Annotated in this window: 7 protein-coding genes; all 7 read right to left on the reverse strand. The window is 72.2% G+C overall.

What is annotated here, in order from left to right; translation table 11 throughout:
• On the reverse strand, window positions 1-609 hold a 609-nt coding region (locus tag D471_RS0123720), incomplete at its 3' end, for an arginase family protein (RefSeq protein ID WP_017600923.1).
• Between the two features lie 128 nt (window positions 610-737).
• Window positions 738-2,402, reverse strand: coding sequence for an energy-dependent translational throttle protein EttA (gene ettA, locus D471_RS0123725; protein ID WP_017600924.1), 1,665 nt, complete (start codon window positions 2,400-2,402; stop codon window positions 738-740).
• 335 nt (window positions 2,403-2,737) lie between these two features.
• Window positions 2,738-3,454 (reverse strand): hypothetical protein, encoded by a 717-nt coding sequence (locus D471_RS35825; protein WP_193789786.1) that lies wholly within the window; start codon window positions 3,452-3,454, stop codon window positions 2,738-2,740.
• A 152-nt stretch (window positions 3,455-3,606) separates the two neighbouring features.
• The gene (locus tag D471_RS35830; protein WP_017600926.1) at window positions 3,607-4,833 is read right to left on the reverse strand and encodes a DUF4192 domain-containing protein; all 1,227 of its coding nucleotides are present in this window, start codon (window positions 4,831-4,833) and stop codon (window positions 3,607-3,609) included.
• 254 nt (window positions 4,834-5,087) lie between these two features.
• Window positions 5,088-6,452, reverse strand: a complete 1,365-nt coding sequence (locus D471_RS0123740) for a sensor domain-containing diguanylate cyclase (RefSeq protein ID WP_017600927.1) — start codon at window positions 6,450-6,452, stop codon at window positions 5,088-5,090.
• A gap of 580 nt (window positions 6,453-7,032) precedes the next feature.
• Window positions 7,033-10,044: a GTPase gene (locus tag D471_RS0123745; protein WP_017600928.1), complete on the reverse strand. Its 3,012-nt coding sequence runs from the start codon at window positions 10,042-10,044 to the stop codon at window positions 7,033-7,035.
• Window positions 10,041-11,815: GTPase (locus D471_RS35835; protein WP_017600929.1), on the reverse strand; the 1,775-nt coding region annotated here is incomplete at its 5' end. The genes D471_RS35835 and D471_RS0123745, both read right to left, overlap by 4 nt.

An 11,815-nucleotide genomic window follows, 5' to 3' on the forward strand; every position in this document is an offset into this window, starting at 1 on the left:
GCTCGGCCCGCCGGGCGTGGGGAAGAGCATCCCTGGTACTTCGTCGGGGTCGATGACGTCCAGGTCCACGTGGAGCAGGAGCGGCCCGTCGGGGAGGTCCTCGGGTCCGACGTCGGCGACGGCCCGCTGCCGAACGGCCGACCCGCGCAGGTACTCGGCCTCGGGCGGGTCCAGGTCGCGTCCGTCCACCAGGAGGAGTCGCCCCTCGGGGATCCGCCGCAGACCGAGGCCGTCGGTCGCGGGGTCGGGCCGGTATCCGGCCAGCACGCGCAGCGGGATCCCGCCCGCGTAGCCGGAGGCGCTGGTCTCCATGGTCTGGACGTCGCCGTGCGCGTCGAACCACACGGCGGACGGATCCACGCCCGCCCTCTGCAGTCCGGCGGCGGTCCCGAGCGCGACCATGCAGTCACCGGACAGGACCGTGGGGCACCGACCGGCCCGGACGTGGTCCGCGACGCGTTCGGCGACGGCCTCGTGCAGGACCGCCATGCGGCTCCACACGTCGGCGTCCGGCAACCGCGCGATCACCCTCTCCGTGTGCCCGCGCCACGGAGGCCGGAAGTCGGGCAGGTACTCGTCGAGGTGGTAGGGCACCCACAGAATCGTCATGACGGGACGATAGCGACATCCCCGTCGGTCGGTACACCGGGTTTCCCCGTCCCCGCGGGTCCGCGGTACGCGCAAGGCCCCGCGGACCAGGCCGGAACCGGTCCGCGGGGCCTCGCGCGCGACGGGTGTCAGTCGCGGGTGAGCTTGCGGTGCGTGACCGCGTGCGGGCGCGCGGCCTCCGGGCCCAGGCGCTCGATCTTGTTCTTCTCGTAGGACTCGAAGTTGCCCTCGAACCAGAACCAGTTGGCGTCGCCCTCCCACGCGAGGATGTGCGTGGCGACGCGGTCCAGGAACCACCGGTCGTGGGAGGTGATCACGGCGCAGCCGGGGAAGTCCAGCAGCGCGTTCTCCAGCGACCCGAGGGTCTCCACGTCCAGGTCGTTGGTGGGCTCGTCCAGGAGCAGGAGGTTGCCGCCCTGCTTGAGGGTGAGCGCCAGGTTGACGCGGTTGCGCTCACCACCGGAGAGCACGCCGGAGGGCTTTTGCTGGTCCGAACCCTTGAAGCCGAACGCGGCGACGTAGGCGCGGCTGGGGATCTCGACCTTGCCGACCTCGATGAAGGTCTCGCCGTCGGAGATGGTCTCCCAGACGTTCTTGGTGTCGTCGATCCGGCCGCGATACTGGTCGACGTAGGAGATGTCGACGGTCTCACCGACGTTGATCTTGCCCTCGTCGGGGGTTTCCTCGCCGACGATCATCTTGAACAGGGTCGTCTTACCGACACCGTTGGGGCCGATGACGCCGACGATGCCGTTGGGCGGGAGCGAGAAGCTCAGGTCCTCGATCAGGACGCGGTCGTCGAAGCCCTTGGTGAGGTTCTTGACCTCCACGACCGTGTTGCCCAGGCGCGGACCCGGCGGGATCTGGATCTCCTCGAAGTCCAGCTTGCGGGTCTTGTCGGCCTCGGCCGCCATCTCCTCGTAGCGCTGGAGGCGGGCCTTGCTCTTGGTCTGGCGGGCCTTGGCGTTGGAGCGGACCCACTCCAGCTCGTCCTTGAGGCGCTTGGACCGCTTGGCGTCCTTTTGCCCCTCGACCTTCAGACGGGCCTGCTTGGTCTCCAGGTAGGTGCTGTAGTTGCCCTCGTAGGGGTAGAACTGGCCGCGGTCCAGCTCCAGGATCCACGTGGCGACGTGGTCGAGGAAGTACCGGTCGTGGGTGATCGCGACGATGGTGCCGGGGTACTTGGCCAGGTGCTGCTCCAACCAGTTCACGCTCTCGGCGTCGAGGTGGTTGGTGGGCTCGTCAAGGAGCAGCAGGTCGGGCGCCTCCAGCAGCAGCTTGCACAGGGCGACGCGGCGCTTCTCACCACCGGACAGCTGGGTGACGGAGGCGTCCCCGGGCGGGCAGCGCAGGGCGTCCATGGCCTGGGCGAGCTGACTGTCCAGGTCCCAGGCGTTTCGGTGGTCGAGCTGCTCCTGGAGCTTGCCCATCTCCTCCAACAGGTCGTCGGAGTAGTCGGTCGCCATCTTCTCGGCGATCTCGTTGAAGCGGGTCAGCATCGCCTTGGTCTCGGCGACCCCGTCCTCGACGTTCTCCAGAACGGTCTTGTCGGGGTCGAGACGGGGCTCCTGGGCGAGCAGGCCGACGGTGAAGCCGGGCATCAGACGCGCCTCACCGTTGGACGGCTGCTCGATGCCGGCCAGGATCTTCAGCAGCGTCGACTTACCCGCACCGTTGGGCCCCACGACGCCGATCTTGGCCCCGGGCAGGAACGACCCCGAGACGTTGTCAAGGACGACCTTGTCGCCGTGCGCCTTGCGCACGTTTTGCATGGTGTAGATGTACTCCGGCATGTCTTCCAGACTAGGGTGTCGGCGCCTGTGCCGAGACCTGTCCGGATGCCGCTGCACGGCGGTTCTCCGGGGCTCGGCGGGTCACGCACTGGAACGCCTCGCACGGGCCCGATCTTCCCGTCGGAGCGATGCGCGTGCGCGACCTCCACCCGGCGACCGGGTGGGGAGCTCGTCGTCGGTCCACGCCCCCGTCACTCCCCCAGGGTGCCGGTCACCCGTTTGCCGCGCTCGCCCTCGGTGGTCGTGAAGCTGTCGACCGCCTCACCGTGGCGGGTCCTGGCGACGTAGTCCAGTCGGGCGCCTCGACGGCCCGTCGACCGTGCCGTCCCCGTGGCTCAGGGCGTCAGTGCCGCACTCACCCGGGACAGCCGCTCCGGCGACCACGCGAAGTGGTTCCCGGGATTGCGGGACGACCAGCCTCCGTCGTTGGTTCGCGAACCGTCCTCGGTCGTGGTCCACCGCACGGGACCCCACGGCCCCTGGCGTTCCAGGAGGGCGGCCGCGAGCGCGTCGGGATCCTCCACACCGGTCCGGGACCGCAGCGCAGCCGCCAGGCGTTCGGCGGCCCCATCGGGCACGGCGGAGTCCCCGAACGCGGGCAACAGCAGGAGCAGGCGGCTGTCCGGGTCATCGGTGCTGCCGCCGGGGAGGGTGTCGGCGGCGGCGACCAGCTCCGGCCAGGACAGCCCGGGACCCATGAAGTGCCCGTCGACACAGGCGAGCGGTTCGGCCCGGTCCCACCCCGGGCCGTGCAGGAGGAAGTCGGTTCCCGGGTCGTCGTCCCCGGTGCGGTGGACGACGTACAGACGACCACCGGTCAGCGGAACGGTGAACGTCGGCCAGGCCCCGTTCTCGTGTAGACGCTGGTGGAAGTCGTCCGCGGCGTCGGCGTCCGCGCCGAACAGCAGCTCCTCGGTCTCCTCGTCCTCCACCATGGAGTACAGGTGCCCCAGCCAGAACAGGGGCTGGTCGACAAGTTCGGGACGGTGGGTCAAGGGATCGTCGTCGTAGCCGGGTGGCCGGTCCGGGTGCGAGCTCGCGTTGTCCGCCATGCGGCCCAGCATGCCACCCGCCGGTGACACCGCCGGGGGCGGGCAGCGCGGGAACCCGGCGGCGCGGAGACCCGGCGACGTATCAGCCGAGGACGGCCGTCACCGTCCAAGGACCCGGAACCTCCGTGAAGCGGACCGCGGCGCCCGCGCGGTCAGCCACCCTCACCCCAGTCCTCCTTCCCCTCCGCCCACCGGGGCGCGGCCTCCCGCCACCGGCGCACCGGCAGCCCCCAGGCCAGGGCCCGGTTCATGAGCAGCGCCATCGAGTACCCGGGATCCGCGGTCAGGGCGACGTCGAGGGCGGCCGACGCCAGCGCGCGGTCGTCTCCCTGCCAGGCCGCCACCGCCAGCAGTGCGGCCGGAGCCGCCCGCAGGCGTTCGGGAACGTGCCGCGTGACCCGGCTCCAGAGCCGCTGGTGCGCCTCAGCGCTCGTGGCGGTGATCCTGGCCCACACCTCGTCCCGTACGCGCGTCTGTGTCAGGTACACGCCCAGCGCGGCCAACCCCTCCGGATCGGTGACCCCCTCCGACCGGTACTCCGCGCGGACCGCGGCGCGGACTTCGGGCAGCCCGAGATCGACGAGGGCGTCGGAGCCGCGGACCACCCGCTCCCGAACCCGTGCCGCCACCTCCTCCGCCGCGGCGGCCACCACCGTGCCGACGGAACCGGGGACCGGTTCGAGGAGGGAGCGCACCCGCGCGGCGTCGGTCGCGGCCGTGTGGAACGGCCTCAGGGGCGCGATCCCGCGCAGGACGGCGTCGGCGGGGGCGGTGGACCGGTCCACGTCGACCACCGTGCCCTCGGGCGGACAGCAGGAGGGGTCGGAGCAGGTGTAGGACCAGTAGCGGCCACCGATGACCCGGAGCGCGTCCAGGACGGTGATCCCGCGCTCCCGCGCCGCCGCCAGCAGACCGTCGACGTGCGGAGTGACCAACCCCGGCGGCCCGAACGCCACGATCAGCAACGTGTCACAGCGCTGCGCGGCGGCGTGGTCGACGGCCGGGGGCGCGCTCCGCGACCCCGGAGGTGTCCCGTCACCGTCCAGGTCCGCGCGCAGAACCGCGCGCACACGCCCGTCCCGGAGCGCCAGGACCACGATCCCCGGGGCGGGCGGATCGCCCGCGAGGTAGGGCAGGGCGGCGATCACGTCGGTCGGGGTGGTGAGCCTGAGCGCGCCGAGGGGGCCGTCTGGCGGGCCGGTCGCCGTGTTGGCGGGAGGACGGGGCGGGGGGACGGGGGTGGGCTCGTCCCCGAGGCGGGAGGGGTCGGCGCCGTGCCCAGCGGCGCCGTGGCGGTCGGGATCGCCGTGGTGGTCGGGATCGCCGTGGTGGTCGGGGTTGAAGGGATCTACCGGGTGTCCGTGATGATCGAAGCGCATGGTTCAACGGTGCGTGACCGATCTGTGACGCGCAATGGGCATCCGGGGCTTGTGGACAACCCGCCCGCGCGGGCCCGCGAACGCCTGGCGGCCCCGGATCACCGCCGACCACGGCCCGCGCACCGACGCGGACCCGGGCCGTGCGAACCGCACGGGGAGCGTCCGTGTGGGACCGGCCGGTCCACCGGCACGGCGGACCGGGGAAGGACCGAGGGCCGCGGGAGCGCGGCAGACCCTTCTTCCGGATTCCCCGGTCAGTCGACCTCGCCCACGGGACCACCGCGGCCAGGCAGACCGCCGCCCTCCCTCGGGCCGGGGATCTTGTTCGGCGCCCCCGGACGACCGGCGGGCAGGCACACCCGGTTGCGTCCGGTCTCCTTGGCCCGGTACAGCGCCAGGTCCGCCGCGGTCAGCAGTTCCACGAGGTCGTTGCCGTGCTCACCGATGACCGCGGCCCCGACCGAGACCGTGATGGACACCGGAACGTCGTCCACCGAGATCTCCATGCACCCGACCTGCGAGCGCAACCGCTCCGCCGCCTGCCACGCCTCCGATGTGTCGGCCCCGGGCAGCAGCACCACGAACTCCTCGCCGCCGAAGCGGCCGAGCAGGTCGGACTGGCGCAGCTGCTGTGCGATGGTCGTCGCCACTCCCAGCAGCACCTGGTCGCCGAACAGGTGCCCGTGGTTGTCGTTGACCCGCTTGAAGTGGTCGATGTCGATGATCAGCACGGCCGCGTACCCCCGCTGCGCGCGCGCCCTGGCGATCTCCACCGACGCCTCCTGCTCCCACGTCGGCGCGTTCAACAGCCCCGTCTTGGGGTCGGTGCGCGCCGCCATCTGCAACTGCTGGAACAGCAGGCTGCGCTGGAGGAGCAGCACCGGCGGGACCGCGATGGCCAGCAGGAACAGGGTGAGCTGGGCGAGGATCGCCACGGTCACGCCGACGCATAATTCGACGGCGTCGACCGTGCACGCCTCCCGGTCCCACATGGGCCGCAGCGTCGTGCCCGGCCCCATGCTGATCCGCGCGGCCAGAGCGACCAGGAGCGTGTTCAGCACGGTGAACCCGGCACAGCACAGAACCGCGATCAGCACCCCCGCGCCCGTGGCCAGGCTGTCGTGCGCCTCCGACGCGCCGCCCATCGCCTCCCACAGCCCGTCGGCGGCCACCCGGTGCCACACCACCGACGCCAGGAAACCCGACAGCCCGATGGCCGTGGCGTTGAAGACCCTTCGGTGCGCCAGAGCCCGCCTGGCCCGCAGCTGCAGCAGCAAGAACACCGGGATGGGGACGATGAGGGAGTACACGGGCGGCAGGAGCAGCACGACCGGGAACCACCACGCGCCCAGCAGGTCGCGCGCGAACCCCGCGGGCACCCCCAGACGGCGGATCGCCTCCACACAGATCCCCGCGCACATGGTCAGCGCCAGGAAGGTCACCACGTCCGCCAGAGTCACGGTCGTCAGTGCCGCCGCCGCCCCGAACAGGAACAGCGCCGTGAACAGGAGCAGTCCCATGTAGACGATCAGGCCCCGGGGTTGCTGGAGGATCGGCCAACGCGACCGTTCCCCGGCGGCCGCGTCCTCCGCCGCCAACGGCTTCTCCGAGATACTCACGGCTCCATCCTCCCTCCCTGTGTCACGCTCCGCAGTCCGACCCCTACACGTGCTACTGATAGGCGAACCACCTCCTTCGGTTCTCCCTTCGACGACCCGATTTCACGCTGAGTTCCGCGTCGCCGCCACGTGACAGTCGGCCCGGCCACCACAAGCACAGGTGAGTACGTCAGCACGGCACGACGCGCCACCCCCACCACTTTACATTACGTTGGGTAATAGCTTAATTGCTGATTGTATGATCGGCGCAGGCAGCGACTAGATTGGCTCGGGATACCCGGGGAGCGCGGGGCGGGGGTGGAAACCGGGCTTCGAGACGTTCTACCGTAGGATCCGGCTTCGATGGCCGTTTTCGGACACGAGGTGCCGACCGACCCAGCGTCCCGCCCCTTGGGGGACCGGCACCGCCCGATCGGAGGAGGACACATGTACAACAGCGTGCACTGGACCTGAGACCCGACACGGCAAGACCCGGGGGCGGGTGGCACGCGACGTGCCACCCGCCCCCGGGCCGTTCGGACGGCCCCCTGGAACCGTCCCCCATCCGTGTCCGCGCCCGACGGAGCGGGACCTCAGGGCCTCACGACGACGCCCTGGCCACCTCGTGCGCGGCCCGGAACGCGCGGTACCGCGCCAACTCGGCCTCCATCGGTTCGATCACCCGCTGGCGCGCGATCGCGGCGACCCGCTCCCCGGCCGCCCGCTCCACCTCCTCGCGCCGCTGGACCGCCGCGACCTCGACCAAGTTGCCGCAACCCACCCCGGTCAACCAGCCGACCAGCAGGGACGCCGCCACCAGGGCGCCCGAGTAGCCGACGAACACCGGATCGTCGAACATCACCATCCCGGTGAAGCCGCCCGCGATCCAGCTCGACAGCGCCACCATCGCCCACACCAGACCCAACCCGGCGAAGGCCAACAGGGCGTACTGCGCCGACCGCGCCACCCTCCACCAGGGCTGGTACTGGTCGGGGGCGCCGACCGCGCCCGAGACCGCATCGCCCAACTCCGCCGGAAGCTCGGCGGACCCACTGAGCGCGGCCGTGCGCATACGGCGCCGCCACAGCGAGGGCATCCCCTCCGAAACTCCGTCCGCCGCCTCCCCCAGAACCGTCTCCAGTTCGGCGGAATGCGCGTCGATCGGACCGTTCACACCCGTGTCGCCGTCGTGGCGCAGGAAGTCGAGCTGGACCGCCGACAGCGGGTCCTTGCGCAGCTTGCCCGCCATGCGGGCAACCGGCCAGCCGACCTCGCGCCTACCGCGCTTGACGTCGTTGGTCTCGGTCACGTCGGCCACGGCCCTGACCCCGGCCGCCCCGGCGAGCCCGCTTCGGACGCGCTCGGCCACCGGTTCCGGCACGGTCTCGGGGATCTCCCCCTCGCCGTGGAACTCCTCGAAGGCCACCACGACCTGGTCCAGGTCGGCGACCAGGCGGTCCACCAGGGCACGGCGTTCGCGAACCGTCTCACCGAGGAACTCGCGCAGGTCGCGGATGCCCTTCCCCGTGACGGTCGAGGTGGTGATCACCCGGGGGTGCACACCCGCCTCGGTCTCCATCAGGCGCCGCAGATCGGTCAGCAGCTCCTCCAGCTCGTCCGGTTCGACCCGGTCGACCTGGTTGAGGACCGCGACCGTAACGGCACCGTGCCCGGCCATCCGGGCCAGGTAGCGGTGGTGCACGGCGGCATCGGCGTACTTCTGCGGGTCCAGGACCCACACGAGCAGGTCCACCGACCCGATGAGCCGGTCGGCCTCGGCGGTGTGCATACTGCGCACGGAGTCGTGGTCGGGCAGGTCGAGCAGGACCAGCCCGGTCAGCTCGGAGTTGCCCGCGTCCAGGACGCCGGTACGCGAGTGACGGTAGCGGGTGGGAACACCCAACCAGCTCAGGAGCGCGTCGGCCCCCTCATGGCCCCACACGCAGGCGTGGGCCTTGGACGTGGTGGGGCGAGTGACGCCGGTCTGCGACAACTCCAGGCCGCACAGGGCGTTGAACAGCGATGACTTCCCGCTGCCGGTGCCGCCGGCCAAAGCCACAACGGTGTGCTCCCCCGACAGCCGCAGACGCGCACCCGCGTGGTCGAGCAGCTGCGTGGAACGGGAGACGACCTCCTCGGGCAGGTCGTCCTGGCCGAGTTCGGTCAGGGTGGACAGGGCGTCGAGACGCTCGACGAGCTCGGCCCGGGTGACCGTCTTGGCGGACCGCCAGTGGTCGTGCGTGGTCGGACGGTACTCGTCGTCGCCCTCGGCGTCCTCAGAGCCCCGGGCGGCGGTCCGCTCGGAGGCGTCCGCACCGTCCACGCCGGATGCGTCGGCCTCGGGGACGGCCGGCTCCGCGACCGAGGTCTCGGGAGCGGACTCGGCCCTGGACAGGCCGGTGCCCGGATCCGCCGCCAGATCGGACTCGGCGGCGCCCACGGCCCGGAAGGCACCGGAGACCGCCGACGGCCCGGGGACACGGCGGGGCAGAGGCCCGCCGTCCTCCTGCTCGGCCACCGGCCGCGCACCCGTCTGGGCGGTCACCCGGGGATCGGGGGCCGGTTCGCCGCCCTCCTCCCGGACCGGGGCGTCCTGATCGGCTCCCGCGAGCCCGACCGCGGGCCGATCGTCACTCCGTTGACCGTCACTGCGCTGTTCCACAGGTGCCTCAGCCGCATCAAAGGCCTCAGGCGCCTCAGACGAGACCGCTCCGGCGGAACCGCGATCCGCTTCGGCCACGTCACCGTCCCGTCCCGGAGCCGGAACCCACTCCGGAGGTTTGGGCACCACGGGGAAGGCCCCGGTGGTGCGTCCGGCGATCTGGGCGTCCTCGGCCGCCTCGGCGAGACTGCCCACCCATCCGGCCAGACCGTCCGGGTCGTCCCCCTCGTCCTGGCCGTCGCGGAGAATCCCGGTCTCACGCGCGCTGCCGGCCTCACGCGCCCCACGCACACCGCGCCGGCCCCGCTCGCCCCTGGTTCCGCGCGCACCGCGCGTCCCGCGACTGCCCCGGGAGTGGGCGACGCTCCGGGCGCCACGGCGCTCCCGGTCGCCCTCACCCGCGTCCTCGCTTCGCTCCTGGCCGACCCCGGCCACGTCGTCGGCGATGTCGGCGCCCTCCGGGGCCAGGTGGTCCCGGACCTCACCCGGCTCAGGACGACCACCGGGGTCGCCCCCGTCGCCGAGATCGCCAGGGTCATCGTGGGGGCCGCCCGCCTGACGCGCGTCGGGGCCACCGCTCCCATCACCACCGGGCACGTCGCCACCGCGAGCCGCGGACACGCGCGCGTGCCGCCCCGGGCCCCGACGGGGAGCGTCCGGTTCCCCGGCCACCCCCGCCGGCGCCGCGTCCGGATACCCCAGGATCCCGTCGTGCGCGGCCTCCGCCAGGGGCTGGCCGGCACCGGGGCCGGAACCGGACCCACGGCCGGGGGGTTCGGGAACCGGCACCGTGTAGCCGCGCCAGGGGCCGTTCTCGGCCGACGCCGACGCGCCGCGCGGCGCCTGGTCGTCACCCAAGGCTTCGGACCGGCCCGTCGGTTGGACCTCGTCCCCGGAATCGGAGGGACCGGTCTCCCCGGTCGCCCGCGCGGGGTTCCACTGAGTCGTCATCGTGAAATCTCAAGGTTGTACGTGGCCTGATAGAGCTGGACGGCACTGTCCTTCGAGGGGATCCCGGCCGATGCCAGAGTGCTGTCGAAGGGCTTGCGCTCCTGCGCGAGCAGCGCCTCGACACGTCCGCGCAGGTTGTCACGGGCCGCTGTGCCCATGCTACGGAGGGACTGCGCCCCGAACAGCCCCTTGAGCAGTCGCTGTGGGGAGGGCCCCGAGGACTCCGCGGCGTGCGCACCGCCTCCGGACCGGGACCGCTCGTATCCCAGCAGATCCATGATGAGGACGAGCGCGACGATGTCGTGGTCGAAGGTGACGAACCGGGCCACCGAACGCTTGGTCGCGCCGCTGGCCGCCGTCATCTGCGCGACCTCGGCCTGCCACTCGGCGAGCTCCTTGCGGAACCGCTGGGCCAGGAGCCCTCCGCCGGGAAGCGCGAGCGCCTTCGCGGCGAGCTCCTCACCCCCCGGCATCTCCCGCCACCGCGCCTCGATCTCGTGCCCGGCCCGCTCGGACGCCGACACCACCAGCGCCGACAAGGAATCGCGCACGGCCTCCTCCAGCGCACTGACCCGCTGCCCCCGCTCGAGCGACTCCGCGCGGCGCCGCCGCGCCCGCTTGCCGCGCAGCCGCAGACTCCTGGCGAGCTCGCCACTGGCGGCCACCTCCTGCCACCGCGCGAGGAGGGAACCGCTGAGCAGGGAACCGTCACCGAGCCCGGCGTCCACGTGGCGGCGCGCCCCGTCGTAGGCGTCGTCCACGGCGGCGCTGAGCACCTGGCCCGCCTCCACCTGCGTCTCCACCTGCCGAGCCAGTTCGGGCACCCGGGAGCGGAAGCTGTCGATGACACCGACGAAGGTACGGCGCGAGACCCGGTCGCGCTGGTCGGCCTCACCCGCCACGTCCGCCAGGTAGGTACGGATGTGGTCGGCGACGTTGGCGGTGAAGCGCTCGCCCTTGACCTGATCGGTCTCGGGGATCGCGAACCGCGCCGCCGCGCCCAGACCGTTGGCCTCCAACATGGCGCCGAAGTGGTCGAGCAGCTGGCGGCGGCCCTTGCGCGGAACCCGGGAGAGCACGACGGCCAACGACGTGTCCCGGTCGCGCGCCACCTGGAGGAACTCCCACACGCGCGCGTCGGCGTAACGGGTGCTGGTGGTGACGAACACCCACAGGTCGGCCGCGTCGAGGAACTTGGCGGCGAACTCGTGGTGGGCGGCCACCGCCGAGTCGACGTCCGGGGTGTCCAACAGGGCGACCCCGCGCGGCATCGCCTCACTCGCCGCGAGCACGAGCATGCCGTCCTTGCCCGGCATGGCCAACCCCTGCTGGCGCACCCGGGGCAGCGCCGGAATGAAGGACGCCTCACTGAACCAGTCCACGTCGGCCGGATTGCACGCCAGGACCGGACTGTTGGTGGTGGGGCGACGCACGCCGGTCGTGGTGACCTGCTCACCGACCAGGCTGTTCACCAGCGTGGACTTACCCGCACCGGTGGAACCGGCGACCGCGATCAGCAGCGGGATGTCGGGCCGCCGCACCCGGGGCAGGACGTAGTCGGACAGCTGCGCCAAAACGTCGGCCTGAAGCACCCGCCCCTCCTCCGCGGCGGGCAGGCCGTCAGCGAACTCCAGGTCGCGGATCTGGACGCGCAGCGACTCCAGAACCCGCTCGAAACGGTCGTCCTCCCAGGTGGAGGCGCGGTGCTTGGCCGGTCCGGGATCTGTGGGAGCGGCGGCACCACCCGAGCCCCCGCGGGCGGCGGTGCCAG

Source organism: Nocardiopsis lucentensis DSM 44048 (genome assembly GCF_000341125.1).
Classification (GTDB): Bacteria; Actinomycetota; Actinomycetes; order Streptosporangiales; family Streptosporangiaceae; genus Nocardiopsis; species Nocardiopsis lucentensis.

Excerpts from the sequence above, each read along its gene's own strand:
- ettA (WP_017600924.1), bottom strand. The coding sequence starts at position 2,402 with ATGCCGGAGTACATCTACACCATGCAAAACGTGCGCAAGGCGCACGGC.
- D471_RS35825 (WP_193789786.1), bottom strand. The coding sequence starts at position 3,454 with ATGGCGGACAACGCGAGCTCGCACCCGGACCGGCCACCCGGCTACGAC.
- D471_RS35830 (WP_017600926.1), bottom strand. The coding sequence starts at position 4,833 with ATGCGCTTCGATCATCACGGACACCCGGTAGATCCCTTCAACCCCGAC.
- D471_RS0123745 (WP_017600928.1), bottom strand. The coding sequence starts at position 10,044 with ATGACGACTCAGTGGAACCCCGCGCGGGCGACCGGGGAGACCGGTCCC.